The following is a 20345-nucleotide window of genomic DNA, read 5'->3' as shown; positions in this document are numbered from 1 at the left end:
GTCTGCCGAGACTGTTCCGCGATAGGCGTCTATGCGATATTTTTGATCCTGACGGGATTCAATTCGATGAAAAAAATCGACAAATTAATCGCTCAAGCCATCCAGGACAGGCATTGCCTGGCGATTCGGTATCGTGGCCAGGAAGATATTCGTGTAATCGAACCGCATGCCCTGTACCTGAATGAGCGCGACGAACTTACCGTGGATGGCTTTCAACTGCGTGGTTTCTCGGCTTCAGGCCGGCCGGCCCCGTTCTGGCGGCCGTTTCGTGTCAAAAAGATTACAGCCATTAATGTGCTGCCAGACCACTTTACCCCCAGGGTCGCCGAAGGCTATTCAGCCAACAAGAAGCGCTACCAGAGAAAGCTCCTGATGGCTGCGGAAGAATCAGGCATGCATTTCACCTATGCGATTGAAGAACTGCACAGCATGGGTCCGCCCAAGCCGCAGTTTGCGCGACGTTACTTCTGAAATTCTAGGGACTGTTGTTGCTGGCCGGGTGTAATCAAAACCCCGGGTTTTCGTTCTGCTCATCAACCAGGCCATGGATTGCCCGGGCATCGCTTGTACGCAACACTTTCCTGGCATGTTTTTGCAGTGCCTGGGTGTCACTCTCGCGAACAATTTTCTTAACATCAAGCAGGCTGGCGGGGTGCATGCTGAAGTCAGTCAGGCCCAGGCCAAGAAGTAGTCTTGTATAGCGGGGATCACCGGCCATTTCACCGCACATTGATACCGGGATACCGGCGCGCTTGCCGGTATCAATAATATTTGCGACCAATCTGAGTATGGACGGGTGCAACGGGTCATAAAGGTAGTTGACTGAATCGTCCGCGCGGTCTATTGCCAGCGTGTATTGAATCAGGTCATTGGTACCGATTGACAGAAAATCGAGATATGGTGCGAAGATATCAACAGCGACAGCGGCTGCCGGTACCTCGATCATGCCGCCGACAGGTATACGCTTGTTGAATTTCTTGCCTTCGCGTTTGAGTTCAGTCTTGGTTTCGTCGATAAGATCCAGTACGCGAAACAGTTCATCAAGACTGGATATCATCGGAATCATCATGCGAACCTTGCCGTAGGCCGATGCCCGCAGAATCGCTCTTAGCTGTGGCCGGAAAAGGTCTGTGTTATGCAGACAAAGCCTGACGGCGCGAAGTCCCAGTGCCGGGTTGACAGAAACGGCGGATTCACTGCTGCTGCTACTGTCTACCTGCTTGTCGGCTCCGAGGTCGAGCGTGCGGATGGTGATTGGCCTGTTACCCATGGCCTTGATCACCTTGGTGTAGGCACGAAACTGTTCGTCTTCCTTCGGCGGTGCGGCTCGATTCATGTACAGGAATTCTGTTCGATACAGGCCGATACCGGCAGCTGATGCTTTTTCCGCGGCCTTGACGTCAGCCGGCAATTCAATGTTGGCCTCAAGTTTTACCTTGATGCCATCCAGCGATACGGATCTGGCTGCGCGCAGGCTTTCCAGTTCCTTGCGCAACGCGGCAATATGCTTGCGCTGTCGTTGATATTCCGAAAGAATCTTCTTGCTCGGACCAACAATGACAACACCGCGCTTTCCATCAACAATGATTTCTTCTTCATTGCGGATGAAGCGCGATGCGTTATGTACCGATACGATTGCCGGAATGTTGAGCGACCTGGCCAGGATGGCGGTGTGCGAAATCGGGCCACCAAGGTCAGTAACAAAGGCGCGTATCTTGTTATGTTTGAGCAGCACGGTATCCGCAGGAGTCAGATCGGTGGCGACAATTATTGTGCCGGCCTGGATCTCGGTGTGATCCGTTTCTTCCTGCCCCAACAGGTTTCTCAGGATACGATCAACAACCTGGTTGATGTCGGTTTTGCGATTACTGATATAGGGGTCATCAATGGTTTCAAATCGACGCGTCAGTGATTCAGCCTGGATTTCGATGGCCCATTCGGCGTTGTATTGCAGTTTCCGGATGGTGTCGACGGGTTCCTTTGATAACATCTGGTCATCTAGAATCAGAATATGCGTGTTGATGAAACTGGCTGTTTCCGAGGGGGCTGACCGGGGAATGTGGTCCCGGATATCTTCCAGTTGCGTGCGGGTTGCATTGACCGCCGCCATAAAGCGTTCAATTTCGGATTCAATCAGGGTGGCCGGGACGTTGTAGTGCGGAACAATGGGTCGTTCAAGTGTCAGTACATGGGCCTTGCCTATGCTGATACCGCTGCTTACACCGGTTCCGTGAAGCGAGAGCATTATTCTGATTCCCCGAAATAGTCATCAACCAGTGTGCACAATGCTTCGAGTGCCGATGATTCGTCATCGCCATCTGCACAGATGCTGATTTCCGCTCCCTTTGCCGCGGCCAGCATCATCAGCCCCATGATGCTCTTGCCGTTTACCAGTTGGCCATTGCGACTGATGGTGACGTCGGCCTGAAATCTTGTAGCCGTTTCAACGAATTTTGCTGATGCGCGGGCGTGCATGCCCAGCTTGTTGACAATAGTTGTAGTGCGGCAGTTCATGGTATCAGGTCGCTGTAATTGTCCAGTTTGTTGCACATCCGTATCCCTTCCTGGCCGCCGTCGTGAACCTTGGTTGTCAGCCTGGTCATGTCCTCATTGCGGTAGGTAATGGCGCGAACCAGCATTGACAGATTCAGCCCGGCAATCATCCTGACTTCATCCCCGGCTATAAAGCGGGATGCCACGTTGCTGTGGGTAGTGCCATACAAATCAACCAGTATCAGTATACCATCTTTACGGTCAAGCCGGTTGATTACACTTTCAAGTTTTGGTGCCAGGGACTCGGGAGTTTCATTGTGCGTGGCGGGCAATGCTTCCAGGTTTTCGGGGCGATAACCCAGCACATGTGCCACGGCTTCTATCATCTGGGAGCCTATGCCTTCATAGGTGACGAGCACGAGGCTGATCATGGCAACTCCCGGTGTCGTGTCTGGGTTGTGGTACCACTTTCAAAGAAATGTTTCGCAAGCTGTTCAGCCATGTACACGGAGCGATGCTGGCCACCGGTGCAGCCAAGAGCGATGGTGATATGGCTACGCTGTTCGCGTATAAATCCCGGCAGCCAGCGCTCCAGGAAGCCTGCGATATCATCTTTCATTTGCGAGACTTCTTCGTGCTCATGCATAAAATTGATTACCGCTTCGTCTAGCCCGGTCAGGCTGCGCAATTCCGATTGCCAGTAAGGATTGGGCAGGCAGCGCACATCAAAGACATAGTCAGCATCCAGCGGTGCGCCATGCTTGAAACCAAACGATTCAAATACCAGTACAACACCCTGCTGGTGACTGAGATTGACGAACTCGCGAACCAGTTGTCGCAGGTCATGCGGCGTTGTATGAGTAGTATCAATGCGAATATCTGCAGCCAGTGAAAGATGTTTCAGTCGTTCCCGCTCCAGGCGAATACTGTTGGTGAGCGAGTCAGTTTCCCCGATCATCGGATGCTTGCGCCGGGTTTCACGAAAGCGGCGCAGCAAAATGTTTTCCTCGCTTTCGAGAAAAATAATATGTCGTTCCGCGCCCAGGGCTTTCAACTCATCAAGTGCTTCGGGAATTGTTTCCAGGGAGGTCAGGTTGCGCGCATCAATCCCCACGGCGGCATTCAATGATCGACTATCCTTGTTGTTGACAAGCAGTTGGCCAACCAGTGCTGGCAGCAGGGCGGCAGGCAGGTTGTCTATGCAATACATCCCCATATCTTCCAGGACCTGGAGCGCAATGGTTTTTCCTGAGCCGGACAGGCCGCTGACGATATAGAGTTTCATTGACCGTTCTTTTCGAGCGCCTTCTGGTGCCTGTCCACGAAGTCACTGAGCGGATTGATTCCGCGTGTCCTGAGAATATAAGCCTGGGTTGCAGCTTCAACCAGCACGGCAAGGTTGCGTCCCGGGGCAACGTACAGAATCACCTCGGGTATCTCGCTGGAGAGCAGGTTGCGCGTCAGTTGTTCTGACTGGAGTCTGTCGATTTTGGCGGCATTGTCCCTGGTCAGTTGTTTCAGGTTGACGATAAGATGAAGACGTTTGCGACGACGCACGGCAGTTTCGCCAAACATGGTGCGGACGTTGATTATGCCCAGGCCGCGAACCTCCATGTAATCGCTGAGCAGTTCGGGACACTGGCCAACAAGAACATCGGGACCGACCTTGACGAACTCGGTGACGTCATCGGCAATCAGTCGATGATTGCGGCTAAGCAGTTCAAGTGCCAGTTCGCTTTTGCCTATACCGCTCTCGCCGGTAATGAATACGCCCATGCCCAGCACTTCCATGTAGACACCGTGTGCCGTCAGTCGTGGCGCCAGTGCGCGGGTCAGGAAGTATTGCAGGTATTCGATAACAACCGGGCTTGGCAACGGTGAGCGAAATACCGGGGTCGCGGTCTGGTTTGCACGATCAAGCAAGCCGTCCACCTGGTTCTTTGTCGCCAGAACAATGACCGCGGTTTTCGGGCAACTGCACAGGTCATTGACAAGTTCGGCATGACGTTTGGCGTCAAGGTTGTTCAGGTATTCGGCCTCGGTATCTCCGAGTACCTGAACCCGGTTGGGATGAACATAGTTCAAATGTCCCACCAGGGCCATGCCGGGATACTTAGCGGTCGCAGGTTCGAGCAGCTTGTGTCCACCATCCTTGCCAGCCAGCCATTCCAGTGATAGCTGAGTTTCCTCGGCCTGAAACAGGTCGGTGGCAGTGAGGCTGGGGCTGTTGAGCGTGTCTGAGGTAATCACCCCTGTTCCTGTTCAGTCTTGTGTTGGTTGCGTCAGTGTTTCGTATAATTGTTCCCTATTTTGGGCACGAAGCAACTGTTCTCGCAAGTCCTGTCGGTCAAACAATCGTGCGAGTTGTGAAAGTATCTGCAGGTGGGTTTCGTTGGCTTCTTCCGGTACCAGTAGTGCAAACACCATTTGTACCGGTTGCTGGTCAACAGATTCAAAATCCAGGGGCTGGTGCAGCACGGCAAAGGCGCCAACAGCCTGTGTCAGTCCGGCCATTCGTCCGTGAGGCAGGGCAACACCACGACCAATGCCGGTGCTGCCCAGCCGTTCGCGCTCAAACAACGACTGAAATGCAGTATGCACGTCCAGTTCAGGCTGGTCTTCGTGCAGCAATTCCCCCATGCGCTCCAGCAGGCGTTTCTTGCTGGAGACTTCCAGTCCAAGAACAACGCGATTGGGCGACACCAGTTCGGAAAGCGACATGGTAAGGCGATTTCCTTTCTAAGTCGAAACGGCGCTAGACAGCCGATTTCTTGTGCAGGCTGCCGTCGCTGCGGCGATGGTCCGTCAGTTTTTCCTTGTGCTTGATGACCTGGCGATCCAGCTTGTCGATCAGCGAGTCGAGAACTGCGTACATGTCATCACCTTCGGCGTTGGCGTGAATCGTGGTACCGGTAGCGTGAATGGTAGCTTCTGCGAGATGGCGGTTCTTTTCCGTGTGCAGAACGATATTGGTAGTGGTTACATGATCAAAGTGTTTTTCGATGCGCTCCATTTTCTCCGTCGCGTAGTTGCGAAGCGGCTCGGTAACGTCCATTTGCTGACCAGTAACTGTAATTTGCATTCTACCTCTCCTGTTTCGTATTCCGGTCTGTTAAACCAGGGCTTTGCGTTGGCTGGACGGCGGTATATTCATGGACTCCCGGTATTTGGCCACGGTCCGCCGTGCAACGTTAATTCCTTCCGCCTCCAGTAGCTTGGCTATCTTGCTGTCACTAATGGGCTTGTCAGGTGATTCTTCCTCTACCAGCTTTCTGATCAGGGAGCGAATGGCCGTAGCTGAACAGGTGCCGCCATCGCTGGTGCTGACATGGCTGGAGAAGAAGTATTTTAACTCCAGAATCCCTCTGGGTGTGAGCATATATTTATTGGTGGTGACCCGGGAAATGGTTGATTCATGCATTTCCACGGCTTCAGCGATATCGTGCAGCACCAACGGTTTCATCGCTTCCGGCCCGTGGTCGAAGAACGCGCGCTGCCGGTCAACAATGGTTCGGGCCACTTTCAGCAGTGTGTCGTTGCGACTGTTGACGCTCTTGATGAACCATTTTGCGTGCTGAAGCTGTTCCTGCAGGTATTTTTTGTCCTTACCGGCCTGGTCGGTATTGATCATGCCGTGGTAAAACTCGTTGACCCGCAAACGTGGCGATACTTCGCCATTGAGTTCGACACGCCAGATGCCCTTGTATTTCCGAACAATAACATCAGGGATAACGTAGGCCGCCTGCGGGGCGTTGACGCCGGCACCCGGCCGTGGATTCATGGCCTGGATCAGGCTCACCGCGCCCTGGAGCTCATCATTGCTGAGTTTTGTCAGCTTTTTCAACAGGTTGGAGTCCCGACGGGCCAGCGTGGCCAGATTCTCCGTCGTGGCAAGTGATCGTGCCGCATCAAGCCAGGGGGTATCGGTCGGAAGTTGTCGAAGCTGGATTTGAATGCATTCAGCCAGGTCTCTTGCGCCTACGCCCAGCGGGTCAAAATTCTGAACCTGGTGCAGCACGGCTTCCACTTCCTCGATTTCCACCGGTTCGTCTTTGGGCAGATCATGGCTTACGGTTTCAGCGATATCTTCGATAGTTGTACTGAGGTAGCCATCATCATTGATGGAATCGATCAGGGTGTAGGCGATTTCCAGGTCGCGTGCTGACATGGGGGTCATATGCAGCTGCCATTCAAGATGGTCCCGGAGGGACTCGGGAGCGCTGTTGCGCGACTCCAGGTCAGGCAAATCGTCGCCATCGGCCCGGTTGCTGGTACTGCTGCTCGTGAAGTCGTTGGCCTGTTGCCATTCGTGATCTTCAGGAGAAATATCGTTTTCGCTGGGGCCGACGTGATCCATTCGGTCGTCGGTTGCCTCCAGGTCGGTATCAGGGGTGAAGTCGGCGTCCAGGGACTGGTCGGTTTTGTCCAGGGTGATACTTTCTTCTTCTTCTAGTAACGGGTTGGTTTCGAGGGCCTCCTGGATTTCCTGTTGCAGTTCCAGGGATGACAATTGCAACAACCGGATTGCCTGCTGAAGCTGCGGTGTAATGGTCAGGTGCTGACCGAGTTTGAGTTCCAGAGTTGGTTTCATGCCTGCCGAGTGATATGCCTGAAATTGGTATGCAATTTGCTTATGTCCTGAGTGTAGTCGATTTTATCAGGGAAAGAACATGGTCGGGCTGGCTGCTTTCTAAAACGATTGTAAAACCTTGCTTGGCCTAGAGCCGGAAATCTGCACCCAGGTAGACTTTCTTGACGTCTTCGTTTGCCAGCACCTGTTCGGCCGAGCCTGATGCCATGATGTGGCCATTACTGAGAATGTAGGCGCGATCGCAGATTTTCAGGGTTTCACGAACATTGTGATCCGTAATCAGGACGCCAATCTGTTTGCTCTGCAAATGTCGGATAAGTTGCTGAATTTCGATAACCGAGATCGGGTCGACGCCAGCGAATGGCTCGTCGAGCAGAATGAACCTGGGTTCGGTCGCCAGCGCCCGGGCGATTTCGACACGTCGACGTTCACCCCCAGACAGGCTGATACCCAGGTTTTTGCGCCGCTCGGTAATGTGCAGATCATGCAGCAGCGCGTCCAGGCGCTCCTGGCGCTCATTGCTGTCCAGGTCCGGCCGGGTTTCCAGAATGGCCATGATGTTGTCTTCAACAGACAGCTTGCGAAATACCGAGGGTTCCTGGGGCAGGTAGCCCAGGCCTTTTTGCGCACGCTTGTGCATGGCCAGCGAGGTGATATCCTGGCCATTCAGCGAAATGACACCGGCATCCGGTTGTATCAGGCCCACGATCATATAGAAACAGGTTGTTTTGCCGGCTCCATTCGGACCCAGCAGGCCAACAATTTCGCCTGCTGCGACCGTGATGGAGGCATCAATGACCACTTCGCGGCCCTTGTAGCTTTTGGCCAGGTGTTCAGCCTGTAAGGTTGTCACGGAGTGTTTCCCGGTGCTGATTTACGTTTGATGATGGCCGTAACCGGGGTTGATTTTCCGGCATTGCCCTGCTCGCTGGACCATAGACGACCCGAAGGCGGGTGATAGAAAAGCCGCTCCGATTCGAACACGTCGCCATCGTAGTTTATTCGCACTCTCCCGGTTAACACCAGCATTGAAGAATCGGTATTGTAATCAGCCTCACTGGCTTCGATGTGGACCGATTTTTCGCCGGACTTGTCCGATACCGTCAACGGTGCGCCCCAGGCCAGGATGCGTTGGGGTCTCGGTCCATTGCTGCCACGGGTCCGGGCCCGATCAGCCTGGAAGCGAATGGTGCCCTGGGTGATCCTGACCTGGCCGGTGTACACGGCAAGTTGTTGTTTCTGGTTATAGCTGACTTTGTTGGCTGAAACCGAAATCGGGACAAGGTTTCTTTTCCCTGCCGTCTCGGTTGCACCAGTCGAGCCGATAAATACCGGGCTCAGCAGGACAAAGGCGGCGAGACTATGAGCAGTTATTCCGCGCATTATTGCAGTTCGACAGTGAGTTCATTGGTACGTAACTGGATCGGTCCCCGTTCTGTCTGCTTGCCCTGGCGCACTTCCACATTGCCACGCATCACAATAGATTTCTGTTTGGGATTCAGCGTTCCCGTATCGGCGCGCGTATGCGTGGGGGCATTACCCTGGCTGTATTGCACCAGGTGCGGCCTGACAAGTTCGGCAGAATCGTTAACGGCGAAATACCGGTAATGATCCGCAGACAACTGGTGTCGAGGCGTGCCGTTGGCATTGAGGCGGGTAGCGGAAAAATTATCGATAGTGTAGTCGGGCAGGTTGGCCGAGGACAGGGATGGTGCGTCGTGAGTGCCGATCTGGTTGTCCATTGCCCACCAGGCAATGGTCGCCAGTCCGGCGGCCAGCATCAGTTGGGCAAAGCGTTTCTGTCCGGCTTTCATTGATAATTAAAGATACTGCTCCATGGTGGAGCTGTATTTGCCGTGGGCAAACATCATCATTTCAGTCACTTCACGTACTGCGCCGCGACCACCATTGGTTGGTGTGACCCAGTGGGAGTGCTGTTTGACCAGGGCATGACCGTCAGCAACACATATGGCCAGGCCGGCCCGCAGCATAATGGGCAGATCAACCACGTCATCGCCAACAAAAGCTGTCTGGTCTGCGGATATGCCCAGGTCCTTGATCAGCTGTTCGTAAACAGGCAGCTTGTCAGCGCAGCCCTGGAATACGTGCTTGATGCCGAGATCCCGGACCCGGTGCCTGACTACCTCGGATGTGCGGCCGGTAATGATGCCGGCATCAATGCCCGTGCGTTGCATCATCTTGATACCGTGACCGTCTTTCGAGTTGAATGCCTTGTATTCCTGACCGTCATCGCCAATAAACAGGCTGCTGTCAGTCATGACACCGTCAACATCAAACAGTACCAGCCGGACCTTGCTTGCGCGCTCAAGGACTTCGTCGCTGACCGCAAAAGGAAGCGGGATAATCTCAGTCATTAAACAATTCCTGCCTTCAGTAAATCATGCATGTTCAGGGCGCCGACTACCTTGTTGGAATCATCCACGACAATCAGGCCGTTAATCTTGCGTTCGCGCATGAGCTGCACGGTTTCCGCTGCCAGTTTGTCCGGCTGCGTCGTAATGGGGTTTGCTGTCATCAGCTCAACGATGGCCGAATTGTACAGGTCTACGCCGCGATTGAGATTCCGGCGCAGATCACCGTCAGTAAATATGCCCAGCAACTTTTTGTCGGCATCGATGATGCCGGTCATGCCCAGGCCCTTGCTGGTCATTTCCAGTAATGCCTCCTGGAGCCTGGCTTTCTCCCCGACCATCGGAATGGTATCACCGGTATGCATGACATCGCTGACGTACATCAGCAGCCGACGACCCAGTCTGCCCCCCGGGTGAGACCGGGCGAAATCTTCCGGGGTGAATTCCCGGGAACGATACAGCGCTATGGCCAGGGCGTCACCCAACGCCAGTGTAACCGTGGTGCTGGAAGTGGGCGCCAGGTTGAGCGGGCAGGCCTCCTTCTCGACACCGGCATCAAGGCAGACGTCCGCTTGCCTGGCCAGGCTTGATTTCAGGCCCCCGGTCAGGGCAATGAGCTTGACGCCCATGCGCTTGATGATGGGCAGGATGGTCAGGATTTCGTCAGTTTCGCCGGAATTGGAAATGGCAATAACACTGTCTTCCGGGGTGATCATGCCGAGATCGCCGTGGCTGGCTTCGCCGGGATGAACAAAAAAGGCAGGAGTCCCGGTGCTGGCCAGGGTGGCAGCGATTTTCCCGCCAATATGGCCGGATTTCCCCATTCCTGCCACGACTACGCGGCCACGGGTTTCCAGCAGTATCTGGCAGGCTTGATCGAAATCGGCATTGATGCGACTGGACAGCGCCTGCAGGGCATCGGCTTCCAGCTCTATTACGGCGCGGGCATGATCCTGAAATCGTATTGATTGGCTCATAGGTTTGACGTCGTTGTGTAGTATTGTTCGGGCGGAGTATAACAGACCCGCGGACAAAACCATGATCATTGGAACAATACCTTGGCAATGAACCAGGCAGTCACCAACCGACGGGGACCGGGACCTTACGAGCTGTTGATCGGCGCCGTGGACTGGTCGCCGGAGGGTGCGTGCGTCGGCTATTACGATGACGGCACACCCGAGGAATGGCAGTTGTGTTATTACAGTAACATGCACCGGGCAGTAATGCTGTCTTCCGGGCAATGGCGATCAGCGGGTGCCGAGCTATGCCAACAATGGCTGGAAGATGTTGATCCCGGATTTGTCTTTGTCCCCGAGCTTGATGAGGAGTGTATAGAGTTATTGATACGGGGACAGTCGTTGCCAATGACAGCGCTCGATCATCTTGCCGATCATATTATAGGTATAGTGGCGGTGCCGACCACTGAGCAGCTTGCCAACCCCGGATGGATTAAACCATTACTCGAAACATCGTCGTTAACTGTGATACTGCCGGCGAGCCAGTCAACTGACGAGATGGTGCGCCAGTCTGTTTGCACACACGGAGCTTCGGTAGCGTGGATTGCTGATGATACGGATGAGCCGGAATCGTGTGGCGACTTCCTGCTGGCAATCAGTCAAGCGACTGATTCAAGGCGGCAGCGTGAAATAATCGCCCGACTTGATCACTGGATGGGTGAAGCCAGGCAAGCGGTATTGTTGTTTGAAGGCCCGGGAGCGGCGCGATCTGCCGAACAGGCGCGCACCATTGCCGAGTTAATGGGTGTTTGACCCGTAGTATATGATGTAGACTGTTGTTCAGTGGTATCGGACGGGAAATATCTGCCAAACCAATGACAGGGATAACAATAAATGTCCAGTAATGTTTCGACACAGCGAGCGCAGGCTTCGATTGATTATGAATCGAGTCATATTGTCATGCGCAATATGACGTTCCGTCGCGGTAACAGAAAAATCTTCGATGATTTGTCGCTTGAAATTGAACGCGGCAAGGTAACCGCCATTCTTGGTGGTAGCGGTACCGGCAAGACGACACTGCTGAACCTGATTGGCGGCAGGTTGCGACCTGAGTCCGGGGAGGTGCTGGTGAACGGTAAATCCGTACCCGGCCTGTCAACACGTGAGCTTTATAATTTGCGCAAACATATGGGGCTGTTGTTTCAGTCCGGTGCACTGCTGACAGATCTCAGCGTCTACGACAATGTTGCATTCCCGATTCGCGAACATACCAGGTTAAGTGAAAGCCTGGTCAGGCATATCGTGCTGTCCAAGCTTGAGCTTGTCGGCTTGCGTGGCGCACGTGACCTGATGCCGTCGGAGTTATCGGGCGGTATGGCAAGGCGTGTTGCATTGGCGCGCGCTATTGCGCTTGACCCGGATCTTGTCATGTATGACGAACCCTTTACCGGCCTTGATCCCATATCCATGGGCATTACGGTCAAGCTTATCCGCGAACTCAACAATGCCCTGGGTACGACTGCCATAGTCGTGACCCACGATGTACAGGAAGCGTTGACCATTGCCGATTATCTTTACCTGCTTGGTGGCGGCAAGGTGATTGCCCGGGGTACGGCGGAAGAAATGCAGCAATCCGACCTGGAAGAAGTGCAGCAATTCATGAACGGGCTGCCTGATGGACCGGTTCCGTTCCATTATCCGGCGGCGGATTACTTCGATGATCTGATGGGAGCGAAATCATGAACCCCTTGGCCAGACGCGTACAGGCATTGGGTGGCTGGGTAATGGGCCGGGCAGAGCGGACCGGGCGAGCGTCAATGTTCATCGCCGAAGTGCTGATGGGCAGCTTTGCCGCGCTTAAGCGTTTCATGCTGGTGGTGCACCAGATTTACAGTGTTGGCGTGCTGACCCTGATTATTATTCTTGTATCGGGCCTGTTTGTCGGCATGGTGCTTGGTCTGCAAGGCTATTACACCTTGTCGGATTTTGGCGCCGAATCTTCGCTGGGCTTGCTGGTGGCGCTGTCATTAACAAGGGAACTGGGACCGGTTGTTGCCGCGTTGCTTTATGCGGGTCGTGCCGGTTCGGCGTTGACCGCGGAAATCGGCCTGATGAAAGCCACCGAGCAGCTCGCCGGAATGGAAATGATGGCAGTGAATCCGCTTGAGCGCGTTATTGCGCCACGATTCCTGGCGGGATTGATTGCCATGCCGTTGCTGGCAGCGCTGTTTACTGCTGTAGGTGTATGGGGCGGGCATCTTGTCGGTGTCGGCCTGATTGGCGTGGACGAAGGCCTGTTCTGGTCGCGCATGCAAAGCGGCGTTGATTTTTATGACGATGTGCTTAATGGCGTCATCAAGAGCATCGTCTTTGGTTTTGTCGTAACCTGGATCGCGGTATTTGAAGGTTATGATTGCGTACCGACATCGGAAGGTGTCAGTCGGGCAACTACGCGCACGGTGGTGAATTCGTCACTGGCCGTGCTCGGAATGGATTTCATATTAACGTCACTCATGTTTGGGGAAATCTGATATGACAAATCGGGCAGCCATGGAGTTTTGGGTCGGTATATTTGTTATTGCCGGTATTGTTGCGCTGACCATGTTGGCTATGAAGGTGGGTAATCTCAGTTCGGTTGATGTAGGCGAGAGCTACAAGGTTACCGCCAAGTTTGACAACATCGGCCAGTTGAAAGTGAAGGCACCTATTACCATGGCCGGTGTTCGCGTCGGCAGGGTGAGCAGGATCCACATGGATCAGAATTTCTTTGCCGTGGTTACCATGGATATCGAAAAACGGTTTAGCAACATACCCAGCGATACCGGTGCCAGTATCCTCACCGCAGGCCTGCTGGGAGAGCAGTATATCGCGCTGGAACCGGGTGGTGATCCGACGCCTTTGCAGGAAGGTGATGAATTCACCATTACCCAGTCCGCCATGATCCTTGAAAAACTGATCGGTCAGTTCCTGTACAACCAGGCTGATTCCGGCAATGAAAAGAAATAATTTTACCGAGATCCAGACGGAGAATTGACTATGCTGTCATATCGAAACATCAGAACCGGGTTTATTGCGACGATTCTTCTTGCTGTCTCGTCAGTCACCGTAGCAGCAACTGCCTCGCCGGATGTTCTTGTGCGCGATGTTACCGGCGAGATTCTCGAGCTGTTGCGCAAGAACCACAAGGCCTACGACGCGGACCATAAAAAGCTCTATGCCATGGTTCATGAAAAGGTGTTGCCGCACTTCGATTTCACCGCCATGTCACGCATGGTGCTGGCGCGCAACTGGAATAGCGCCAACAAGGATCAGCAGGACCGTTTTACCATCGCATTTCGTGATCTGCTGGTGCGCACCTACGCAACGGCATTGCTGAAATACACCAATGAGAAGATCGAGTTTCTGCCGTACCATGCCGATGCCAGTGACCGGAAGGTACTGGTGAAAACTGAAATCAGGCCGGGCGGCGGTGGACCGGCCATTCCGCTGTATTACCGGTTTTACAGCAAGGATGGTGACTGGAAAGTGTTTGACGTTTCCATTGATGGCGTCAGCATGGTTACCAACTATCGCAGTGTTTATGCCGAGAAAGTTCGTAACCTGGGCATGGACGGGTTGATCGATTCGATCAGCAAAGAACAGTCCGAAAAGACAGGCAAGTAAGCGCCATGACCGATGAACTGATTCAACAGGCAGACGGCTCTTTTGTGCTGACAGGTGAACTGAGCTTCAAAACAGTTCCGTCACTGGTGCGGTTGTCGCATATCTGGCTGGCATCGCCAGCTGACCCTGTATCCATCAACATGGAAAAAGTGGGTCGTGCCGACAGTGCTGGCCTGGCACTGTTGCTTGAATGGCAAAAAATGGCGCTTGCCGCCAACAGGAAGATTCGTTTCACCGGAATCCCGGACCAGCTGGTCAGCCTGATTGCTATTTGTGGCCTGAAAGACAGCTTTGGTATTTAATTGGCCAAGGCCAGTTAAATCCGGAGTTGTTGTCAGTCCATGACTGATCTGTCTGCCATCACCGTTCGCGGTATTCATAAATCATTTCGCAATCTTCATGCGCTGAAAGGCGTTGATCTCGACATTCGTCGTGGCGAATTCTTTGGCTTGCTCGGCCCCAATGGCGCCGGCAAGTCCACGCTTATCAATATTATTGCCGGCCTGGCCCGGGCAGACCGTGGCAGCGTGTCTGTGCTTGGTCATGACGTGGCGGATCAATACCGTGAAGCGCGTCGATGCCTTGGCATCGTTCCGCAGGAAATTGTTTTCGATCCGTTTTTCAATGTGCGCGAGGTGCTGAGATTGCAGGCTGGCTATTTCGGGCTGGGTCGTGGTGCCGATGACTGGATTGATGAACTGCTCAGCGGGCTGGGTCTCGCCGACAAGGCCGGTTCCAACATGCGTTCGCTGTCAGGCGGCATGAAACGCCGGGTGCTGGTAGCGCAGGCGCTGGTACACAAGCCGGAAGTGGTGGTGCTCGATGAACCCACGGCCGGTGTTGATGTTGAATTGCGCCAGTCGTTATGGGCATTTGTCAGGCGTCTGCATGCGCAAGGCAGAACCATTGTTCTGACCACGCATTATCTCGAAGAAGCGGAATCCCTGTGTGACCGCATTGCCATTCTGAATCATGGTGAACTGGTGGCACTGGATACCAAGCAAGGCTTGCTCGACAAGGGCGTGGGGAAAACCATGACCGTGTGCGTGACCCTGGCAACTCCAATGACCCGGTTACCTGAAGATTTGCAGCCCATGCTCAAGGAGCACAAGGATAACCGCTTGTTGTTCCAGATTGATCGCAGTCGGCACTCCATTGTCCAGGTTTTTGACAGCTTGCGTCGGTGTGGTGCTGAAATTCTTGATCTTGAGACCGAGGCTGCGGACCTTGAAGATGTGTTTATTGAGCTGACCACGCGATCACGATGAGCAACAGCATGAACCAGGCGTTAAATTTTTTTGGTGTCTACACCTTGTTCCGCAAGGAGATCCTGCGGTTTTCCAAGGTATGGCTGCAGACCATTGGCGCGCCCATAGTGACTTCCTTGCTGTACCTGCTGGTGTTCGGCCACGTGCTGGAGGACCGGGTGCAGGTATTTGAAGGTGTCAGCTACACGGCCTTCCTGATCCCGGGCCTGATGATGATGTCGGTCATTCAGAACGCTTTTGCCAACAGTTCGTCCAGCCTGATCCAGTCCAAGGTGACCGGCAACATTGTGTTCATCCTGCTGACGCCGCTATCGCACCTGGAAATGTACCTGGCCTTTGTCGCTGCTGCCGTCATGCGCGGGCTTCTGGTCGGAGCGGGTGTGTGCGTGGTGGCGGTGGTATTTATCGATTTGCCAATAGCGCATCCGTTTCTAGTGCTGGTTTTTGCCCTGGCCGGCAGCGCGGTGCTGGGTTCACTTGGCGTTATTGCCGGCATCTGGGCGGACAAGTTCGACCAGCTGGCCGGTTTTCAGAATTTTGTCATCATGCCTTTGTCGTTCCTGAGCGGCGTGTTTTATTCCATCAAGTCCTTGCCCGGGTTCTGGCAGCAGCTTTCCCATTTCAACCCGTTTTTCTACATGATTGACGGGTTCCGCTACGGGTTTTTCGGTGTTTCCGATGTCAGCCCGTGGACCAGCCTGGCCGTGGTACTGATTGTCTGGCTGGCGCTGGCGCTGGCAACGTTGGCGATGCTGGCCCGGGGCTACAAGCTGCGCTCGTGAGACCTGCCTGATCGCCATTTCCTCAAGGATTTCGACTTTATTTTCCGCTATCAGGACTCTATGCTCGGTGCTTGGAATTTGGCCGGTCGCCCCCATATTGTGCCGGTGCAACCTGGCAAGAGGATGATTATGGTTTCCCCGGAAGATATTAAGAACTGGATCGAGGCCGGGCTGGCCGGCTCGACGGCTACAGTAGATGGTGACGGCCATCATTTCGAGGCCGTGATTATTTGCCCGGATTTTGCCGGCAAGTCCATGATTCAACAACACCAGATGGTCTATGGCGCGCTCGGCGACAAGATGAAAGCCGAGATTCACGCGCTGTCCATGAAGACCCTGACACCGGAACAGGCTGGCGCCTGATAACGGTCACCGACATTTTTTTCAGATTACAAAAGAGGTAGTCAACGTGAGTGCACAAGATCAAATCAAGGAGCAGGTATCCGGCAACAAGGTCATGCTTTACATGAAGGGTACCCCGCAGTTTCCGCAGTGTGGTTTTTCCGGCCAGGCGGTACAGGTGCTCAAGGCCTGCAATGCCGAGTTTGGATCGTTTGATGTGTTGTCCGACGAAAGTATTCGCCAGGGCATCAAGGAATTTGCCAACTGGCCGACCATTCCCCAGCTTTACATCAATGGCGAGTTCGTCGGCGGCTGTGACATCATGATCGAGCTGTATCAAAGCGGTGAATTGCAGAAGATGATCGACGCGGCCTGATCGCGTTACCGGGGTTCGGCTTTCTCGAGCCGGACCTGGTCAACATAGACGAGGGGTCGATTCCGGGTACCGGGTCGGCCCTTTGCTGTTTTTGGTCACCCGACCAAAACGATTGACCGGCTAAGTTTGGCGCTTTGGGCCGGAAACAGATAAGATTCAGCCCCTGAATTCAGTCATCCAGCGTGGTTTTTCATGGATAAACTTCTAGTACGTGGCGGCGGACCCTTGAGCGGGGACGTGCGCATTTCCGGGGCCAAGAATGCCGCCCTGCCGATTATGGTGGCTTCGTTGCTCAGCGAAGAGCCGTTGTACGTGGGCAATATTCCGCATTTGCAGGATATCACCACGACCATGGAGTTGTTGGGGCGCATGGGCGTGCGCCTGATTGTTCACGAGAAGATGGCTATCGAGGCTGACGCCAGTGGCGTGACCTCGGTGCATGCGCCTTACGACCTGGTCAAAACCATGCGTGCCTCGATACTTGTACTGGGCCCGTTATTGGCCCGGTTTGGTGAGGCCGAAGTATCCATGCCCGGTGGGTGCGCCATCGGTTCGCGCCCCATTGATTTGCATATCAAGGGCCTGCAGGCCATGGGCGCCGAGATCAGTCTGGAGGGCGGTTATGTCAAGGCCAAGGCTCCCCGGCTCAAGGGTGCGCGTATTTTCATGGACATGGTATCAGTGACCGGTACCGAGAACCTGATGATGGCGGCCACCCTGGCTGACGGTATCACGGTGATTGAAAACGCCGCTCGCGAACCGGAAGTGGTCGATCTCGCGGTATGCCTTAACAGCATGGGTGCAAAAGTCAGTGGTGCCGGGTCCGATATCATCACTATTGAAGGCGTGAACAAGCTGCACGGCGGCAAACACCATGTCATTGCCGATCGAATTGAAACCGGTACCTACCTGATTGCCGGCTCGGTAACCGGTGGCAAGGTTCGTGCCCGCGATACCCGGCCGGAGTTGCTGGACAGTGTTATCGACAAGCTGCGCGAAGCGGGTGTTGACGTGACAACCGGCAGCGACTGGATCGAGGTGGATGCGCGTAACCGTCGGCTCAAGGCAGTGAATATTCGTACGGCACCTTACCCGGCGTTTCCAACGGATATGCAGGCGCAGTTTGTTGTACTTAATTCCATCGCCCAGGGTGCCGGCTCCATTGTCGAAACAGTGTTTGAAAACCGTTTCCAGCATGCGCAGGAACTATTGCGCATGGGTGCTGACATCGATATCCAGGGCAATACCGCGCTGGTTCGGGGTGTGGAGCAGCTTACCGGTGCGCCGGTAATGGCGACTGATCTGCGTGCCTCGGCCAGCCTGGCCGTGGCCGGCCTGGTGGCAAAGGGCGAAACCCTGATTGATCGCATTTATCACATCGATCGTGGTTACGAAACCATCGAGGAAAAACTGGCCGGCCTGGGTGCAGACATTCAGCGTATTCCCGGCAAGCCGGTACCCGAAGGCTCAAAGAAACAAATGGCCGGGTAGCGAGTGCTGACGGATGAATAGCGCCGAAATCATCAATATCGCACTGTCCAAGGGTCGTATCCTTGACGATACGCTGCCGCTGCTGGCGCATGCCGGTATCGAACCGCTTGAGGACATGAACAGGAGCCGCAAGCTGATCTTTGATACCAATCGCCCGGATGTAAAGTTCACGCTGATTCGTGCTACTGATGTGCCCACCTACGTGCAGTACGGTGCTGCAGACCTTGGCATTGCCGGCAAGGACGTGTTGATGGAATTTGACGGCGATGGCTTGTACGAGTTACTCGATCTCAAGCTGGCACCGTGCCGACTCATGGTTGCTGAGCCGAGGGAAATGGCGCGCACCGATGATCCGAGCAAGTGGACGCGCCTGCGCATTGCCACCAAGTACGTGAATATTGCCAAGCGCCATTTTGCCGCCAAGGGTATTCAGACCGAGATCATCAAGCTCTACGGTTCCATGGAACTGGCGCCACTGGTAGGCCTGTCCGATCGTATCGTTGACCTGGTCAGTACCGGCAATACCATGAAGGCCAATGGCCTCGTTGAAGTGGAGCATATTGCCGATATCAGCTCACGACTGGTGGCCAACAAGGCTTCCATGAAAATGAAACACAACAAACTGAAAGCGCTGGTGGATCAACTGGCGCAGGCAGTTGAAACGCTTTCGTAACAGCCATGAATATTCGCCAGCTTCGCACTACTGACCAGGACTTTGAATCCGAGTTTACCGACCTGCTTAATCGCAGTCACGGTGAAGACCAGGACGTTACTGATGTTGTGCGCGACATTATTGCCGCGGTTCGGGCGCGCGGTGACGCGGCTGTGCTTGAATACACACAGAAGTTTGATCGCCTCGAAGTTGCCAATGCGGCTGACCTGGAAATCAGTGTTGATGCCTTGCGTGCCGCCGCCGAGCGCCTGCCTGAAGATCAGCGCCGGGCCCTGGAGCAAGCCGCGGAACGTGTACGCAGTTATCACGAAAGGCAGCGCATCGATTCCTGGGAATATACCGAGGCTGATGGCACGGTACTGGGTCAGCAGGTAACACCGCTTGATCGTGCCGGGCTATACGTACCTGGTGGCAAGGCCGCTTATCCTTCTTCGGTATTGATGAATGCCATCCCGGCCAAGGTCGCTGGTGTCGCTGAACTCATCATGGTAGTGCCAACGCCTGGCGGTGAAGTCAATGACATGGTCCTGGCTGCCGCGCATATTGCCGGCGTTGATCGCGTGTTTGCCGTCGGTGGTGCCCAGGCTGTCGCCGCGCTGGCGTTTGGTACGGATACCATTCCGCAGGTAGACAAGATTGTTGGTCCCGGCAATATCTATGTTGCCACGGCCAAGCGTATGGTGTTCGGCCAGGTGGACATCGACATGATTGCCGGGCCGTCAGAAATTGCCGTGATCTGTGATGGCAAGACTGATGCCGACTGGGTGGCCATGGATTTGTTTTCGCAAGCTGAACACGATGAGCTGGCACAGGCTATCCTGCTGACCCCGGACCAGGCATTTGCCGACAACGTGGCCGCGGCCATGACGCGCCTGCTTGCCGAAATGCCGAGAGCGGATATTATTCGCGCCTCCATCGAGGGTCGCGGCGCCATCATTGTTTGTCGTGACCTGGATGAAGCGGCGGCATTGACCAACCGTATCGCGCCTGAACATCTCGAGTTATCCATGGATGATGCGCGCGAGTATGCAAAAAAAATTCGTCATGCCGGTGCCATTTTCATGGGCCGCTATACTGCCGAAGCCCTGGGCGACTACTGCGCCGGGCCCAACCATGTGCTGCCCACGTCCGGTACGGCGCGGTTCAGTTCACCGCTGGGCGTGTACGACTTTCAGAAGCGTACCAGCCTGATTGGCTGTTCTGCCGAAGGCGCAGACCGGCTGGGTCGTACTGCATCAGTCCTGGCTCATGGCGAGGGCCTGACTGCGCACGCGCGTTCAGCTGAATACCGCATCCGCAAATAGAACAGCCAACGGCAAAAGCCTGTTGCTATAGGCC

27 protein-coding genes are annotated in these 20345 nt (G+C 54.5%); 14 read left to right on the top strand and 13 right to left on the bottom strand.

What is annotated here, in order from left to right; translation table 11 throughout:
* Positions 1-66: 66 nt before the first annotated feature.
* Positions 67-471: a WYL domain-containing protein gene (locus OEZ10_03430; protein ID MDH5632025.1), complete on the top strand. Its 405-nt coding sequence runs from the start codon at positions 67-69 to the stop codon at positions 469-471.
* 34 nt (positions 472-505) lie between these two features.
* Here OEZ10_03430 and ptsP read toward each other — a convergent pair whose 3' ends face one another.
* The 13 genes from ptsP to OEZ10_03365 all read right to left on the bottom strand — a co-directional run bounded on the left by ptsP (position 506) and on the right by OEZ10_03365 (position 10433).
* A complete protein-coding gene (gene ptsP / locus OEZ10_03425; protein MDH5632024.1) occupies positions 506-2245 on the bottom strand; it encodes a phosphoenolpyruvate--protein phosphotransferase in 1740 nt (579 codons plus the stop codon).
* A complete protein-coding gene (locus OEZ10_03420; GenBank protein ID MDH5632023.1) occupies positions 2245-2514 on the bottom strand; it encodes an HPr family phosphocarrier protein in 270 nt (89 codons plus the stop codon). Before OEZ10_03420 ends, ptsP begins: the two co-directional genes overlap by 1 nt.
* Positions 2511-2924 (bottom strand): hypothetical protein, encoded by a 414-nt coding sequence (locus OEZ10_03415; protein MDH5632022.1) that lies wholly within the window; start codon positions 2922-2924, stop codon positions 2511-2513. The genes OEZ10_03420 and OEZ10_03415 overlap by 4 nt, the downstream gene beginning before the upstream one ends.
* Positions 2921-3778, bottom strand: a complete 858-nt coding sequence (rapZ, locus tag OEZ10_03410; protein MDH5632021.1) for an RNase adapter RapZ — start codon at positions 3776-3778, stop codon at positions 2921-2923. Before rapZ ends, OEZ10_03415 begins: the two co-directional genes overlap by 4 nt.
* A complete protein-coding gene (gene hprK / locus OEZ10_03405; protein ID MDH5632020.1) occupies positions 3775-4743 on the bottom strand; it encodes an HPr(Ser) kinase/phosphatase in 969 nt (322 codons plus the stop codon). The genes rapZ and hprK overlap by 4 nt, the downstream gene beginning before the upstream one ends.
* 12 nt (positions 4744-4755) lie before the next feature.
* Complete coding sequence (gene ptsN, locus OEZ10_03400) at positions 4756-5214, bottom strand: PTS IIA-like nitrogen regulatory protein PtsN (protein MDH5632019.1); 459 nt, start codon at positions 5212-5214, stop codon at positions 4756-4758.
* Positions 5215-5248: 34 nt separating this feature from the next.
* The gene (gene raiA, locus OEZ10_03395) at positions 5249-5575 is read right to left on the bottom strand and encodes a ribosome-associated translation inhibitor RaiA (protein ID MDH5632018.1); all 327 of its coding nucleotides are present in this window, start codon (positions 5573-5575) and stop codon (positions 5249-5251) included.
* A 30-nt stretch (positions 5576-5605) separates the two neighbouring features.
* The gene (locus OEZ10_03390) at positions 5606-7084 is read right to left on the bottom strand and encodes an RNA polymerase factor sigma-54 (protein ID MDH5632017.1); all 1479 of its coding nucleotides are present in this window, start codon (positions 7082-7084) and stop codon (positions 5606-5608) included.
* 127 nt (positions 7085-7211) lie between these two features.
* Positions 7212-7937, bottom strand: a complete 726-nt coding sequence (gene lptB / locus OEZ10_03385; protein ID MDH5632016.1) for an LPS export ABC transporter ATP-binding protein — start codon at positions 7935-7937, stop codon at positions 7212-7214.
* Positions 7934-8467, bottom strand: a complete 534-nt coding sequence (gene lptA, locus OEZ10_03380; protein ID MDH5632015.1) for a lipopolysaccharide transport periplasmic protein LptA — start codon at positions 8465-8467, stop codon at positions 7934-7936. Before lptA ends, lptB begins: the two co-directional genes overlap by 4 nt.
* Positions 8467-8898 (bottom strand): LPS export ABC transporter periplasmic protein LptC, encoded by a 432-nt coding sequence (lptC, locus tag OEZ10_03375; protein ID MDH5632014.1) that lies wholly within the window; start codon positions 8896-8898, stop codon positions 8467-8469. Before lptC ends, lptA begins: the two co-directional genes overlap by 1 nt.
* A 6-nt stretch (positions 8899-8904) precedes the next feature.
* Positions 8905-9459 carry a 3-deoxy-manno-octulosonate-8-phosphatase KdsC gene (gene kdsC, locus OEZ10_03370; protein ID MDH5632013.1) on the bottom strand — a complete coding sequence of 185 codons (555 nt, stop codon included), beginning with the start codon at positions 9457-9459 and terminating at the stop codon, positions 8905-8907.
* On the bottom strand, positions 9459-10433 hold the full coding sequence (locus OEZ10_03365; GenBank protein MDH5632012.1) for a KpsF/GutQ family sugar-phosphate isomerase: 975 nt from the start codon (positions 10431-10433) through the stop codon (positions 9459-9461). Before OEZ10_03365 ends, kdsC begins: the two co-directional genes overlap by 1 nt.
* 87 nt (positions 10434-10520) lie before the next feature.
* Here OEZ10_03365 and OEZ10_03360 point away from each other — a divergent pair, with 87 nt between their 5' ends.
* From OEZ10_03360 to hisD, 13 genes are all read left to right on the top strand, one after another.
* Complete coding sequence (locus tag OEZ10_03360) at positions 10521-11225, top strand: hypothetical protein (GenBank protein ID MDH5632011.1); 705 nt, start codon at positions 10521-10523, stop codon at positions 11223-11225.
* An 81-nt stretch (positions 11226-11306) separates the two neighbouring features.
* Positions 11307-12155, top strand: a complete 849-nt coding sequence (locus OEZ10_03355; protein MDH5632010.1) for an ATP-binding cassette domain-containing protein — start codon at positions 11307-11309, stop codon at positions 12153-12155.
* Positions 12152-12943 carry a lipid asymmetry maintenance ABC transporter permease subunit MlaE gene (gene mlaE, locus OEZ10_03350; protein ID MDH5632009.1) on the top strand — a complete coding sequence of 264 codons (792 nt, stop codon included), beginning with the start codon at positions 12152-12154 and terminating at the stop codon, positions 12941-12943. Before OEZ10_03355 ends, mlaE begins: the two co-directional genes overlap by 4 nt.
* A gap of 1 nt (position 12944) precedes the next feature.
* On the top strand, positions 12945-13418 hold the full coding sequence (mlaD, locus tag OEZ10_03345; GenBank protein MDH5632008.1) for an outer membrane lipid asymmetry maintenance protein MlaD: 474 nt from the start codon (positions 12945-12947) through the stop codon (positions 13416-13418).
* Between the two features lie 30 nt (positions 13419-13448).
* Positions 13449-14075, top strand: a complete 627-nt coding sequence (locus tag OEZ10_03340; GenBank protein ID MDH5632007.1) for an ABC transporter substrate-binding protein — start codon at positions 13449-13451, stop codon at positions 14073-14075.
* Positions 14076-14080: 5 nt separating this feature from the next.
* Positions 14081-14377, top strand: coding sequence for an STAS domain-containing protein (locus OEZ10_03335; protein ID MDH5632006.1), 297 nt, complete (start codon positions 14081-14083; stop codon positions 14375-14377).
* A gap of 48 nt (positions 14378-14425) precedes the next feature.
* Positions 14426-15343: an ABC transporter ATP-binding protein gene (locus OEZ10_03330; protein MDH5632005.1), complete on the top strand. Its 918-nt coding sequence runs from the start codon at positions 14426-14428 to the stop codon at positions 15341-15343.
* Between the two features lie 8 nt (positions 15344-15351).
* Positions 15352-16125, top strand: coding sequence for an ABC transporter permease (locus OEZ10_03325; GenBank protein ID MDH5632004.1), 774 nt, complete (start codon positions 15352-15354; stop codon positions 16123-16125).
* A 129-nt stretch (positions 16126-16254) separates the two neighbouring features.
* Complete coding sequence (locus OEZ10_03320) at positions 16255-16488, top strand: BolA/IbaG family iron-sulfur metabolism protein (protein ID MDH5632003.1); 234 nt, start codon at positions 16255-16257, stop codon at positions 16486-16488.
* 46 nt (positions 16489-16534) lie between these two features.
* Positions 16535-16843, top strand: coding sequence for a Grx4 family monothiol glutaredoxin (gene grxD / locus OEZ10_03315; protein ID MDH5632002.1), 309 nt, complete (start codon positions 16535-16537; stop codon positions 16841-16843).
* A gap of 192 nt (positions 16844-17035) precedes the next feature.
* Entirely contained in the window at positions 17036-18334 is a 1299-nt protein-coding gene (gene murA / locus OEZ10_03310) for a UDP-N-acetylglucosamine 1-carboxyvinyltransferase (protein ID MDH5632001.1), read from the top strand.
* A 13-nt stretch (positions 18335-18347) separates the two neighbouring features.
* Positions 18348-19007, top strand: coding sequence for an ATP phosphoribosyltransferase (hisG, locus tag OEZ10_03305; GenBank protein MDH5632000.1), 660 nt, complete (start codon positions 18348-18350; stop codon positions 19005-19007).
* 5 nt (positions 19008-19012) lie between these two features.
* The gene (gene hisD / locus OEZ10_03300; GenBank protein ID MDH5631999.1) at positions 19013-20311 is read left to right on the top strand and encodes a histidinol dehydrogenase; all 1299 of its coding nucleotides are present in this window, start codon (positions 19013-19015) and stop codon (positions 20309-20311) included.
* Positions 20312-20345 lie beyond the last annotated feature (34 nt).

Source organism: Gammaproteobacteria bacterium (assembly GCA_029880545.1).
Classification (GTDB): Bacteria; Pseudomonadota; Gammaproteobacteria; order Acidiferrobacterales; family SZUA-150; genus JAOUOD01.
The sequence above is the reverse complement of the archived record's forward strand: the minus strand, read 5'-3'. Positions and strand labels throughout refer to the sequence as shown.

Excerpts from the sequence above, each read along its gene's own strand:
- OEZ10_03430 (MDH5632025.1), top strand. The coding sequence starts at position 67 with ATGAAAAAAATCGACAAATTAATCGCTCAAGCCATCCAGGACAGGCAT.
- ptsP (MDH5632024.1), bottom strand. The coding sequence starts at position 2,245 with ATGCTCTCGCTTCACGGAACCGGTGTAAGCAGCGGTATCAGCATAGGC.
- OEZ10_03420 (MDH5632023.1), bottom strand. The coding sequence starts at position 2,514 with ATGAACTGCCGCACTACAACTATTGTCAACAAGCTGGGCATGCACGCC.
- OEZ10_03415 (MDH5632022.1), bottom strand. The coding sequence starts at position 2,924 with ATGATCAGCCTCGTGCTCGTCACCTATGAAGGCATAGGCTCCCAGATG.
- rapZ (MDH5632021.1), bottom strand. The coding sequence starts at position 3,778 with ATGAAACTCTATATCGTCAGCGGCCTGTCCGGCTCAGGAAAAACCATT.
- ptsN (MDH5632019.1), bottom strand. The coding sequence starts at position 5,214 with ATGTCGCTTTCCGAACTGGTGTCGCCCAATCGCGTTGTTCTTGGACTG.
- raiA (MDH5632018.1), bottom strand. The coding sequence starts at position 5,575 with ATGCAAATTACAGTTACTGGTCAGCAAATGGACGTTACCGAGCCGCTT.
- OEZ10_03390 (MDH5632017.1), bottom strand. The coding sequence starts at position 7,084 with ATGAAACCAACTCTGGAACTCAAACTCGGTCAGCACCTGACCATTACA.
- lptA (MDH5632015.1), bottom strand. The coding sequence starts at position 8,467 with ATGCGCGGAATAACTGCTCATAGTCTCGCCGCCTTTGTCCTGCTGAGC.
- lptC (MDH5632014.1), bottom strand. The coding sequence starts at position 8,898 with ATGAAAGCCGGACAGAAACGCTTTGCCCAACTGATGCTGGCCGCCGGA.
- kdsC (MDH5632013.1), bottom strand. The coding sequence starts at position 9,459 with ATGACTGAGATTATCCCGCTTCCTTTTGCGGTCAGCGACGAAGTCCTT.
- OEZ10_03365 (MDH5632012.1), bottom strand. The coding sequence starts at position 10,433 with ATGAGCCAATCAATACGATTTCAGGATCATGCCCGCGCCGTAATAGAG.
- OEZ10_03360 (MDH5632011.1), top strand. The coding sequence starts at position 10,521 with ATGAACCAGGCAGTCACCAACCGACGGGGACCGGGACCTTACGAGCTG.
- OEZ10_03355 (MDH5632010.1), top strand. The coding sequence starts at position 11,307 with ATGTCCAGTAATGTTTCGACACAGCGAGCGCAGGCTTCGATTGATTAT.
- mlaE (MDH5632009.1), top strand. The coding sequence starts at position 12,152 with ATGAACCCCTTGGCCAGACGCGTACAGGCATTGGGTGGCTGGGTAATG.
- mlaD (MDH5632008.1), top strand. The coding sequence starts at position 12,945 with ATGACAAATCGGGCAGCCATGGAGTTTTGGGTCGGTATATTTGTTATT.
- OEZ10_03340 (MDH5632007.1), top strand. The coding sequence starts at position 13,449 with ATGCTGTCATATCGAAACATCAGAACCGGGTTTATTGCGACGATTCTT.
- OEZ10_03335 (MDH5632006.1), top strand. The coding sequence starts at position 14,081 with ATGACCGATGAACTGATTCAACAGGCAGACGGCTCTTTTGTGCTGACA.
- OEZ10_03325 (MDH5632004.1), top strand. The coding sequence starts at position 15,352 with ATGAACCAGGCGTTAAATTTTTTTGGTGTCTACACCTTGTTCCGCAAG.
- OEZ10_03320 (MDH5632003.1), top strand. The coding sequence starts at position 16,255 with ATGGTTTCCCCGGAAGATATTAAGAACTGGATCGAGGCCGGGCTGGCC.
- murA (MDH5632001.1), top strand. The coding sequence starts at position 17,036 with ATGGATAAACTTCTAGTACGTGGCGGCGGACCCTTGAGCGGGGACGTG.
- hisG (MDH5632000.1), top strand. The coding sequence starts at position 18,348 with ATGAATAGCGCCGAAATCATCAATATCGCACTGTCCAAGGGTCGTATC.
- hisD (MDH5631999.1), top strand. The coding sequence starts at position 19,013 with ATGAATATTCGCCAGCTTCGCACTACTGACCAGGACTTTGAATCCGAG.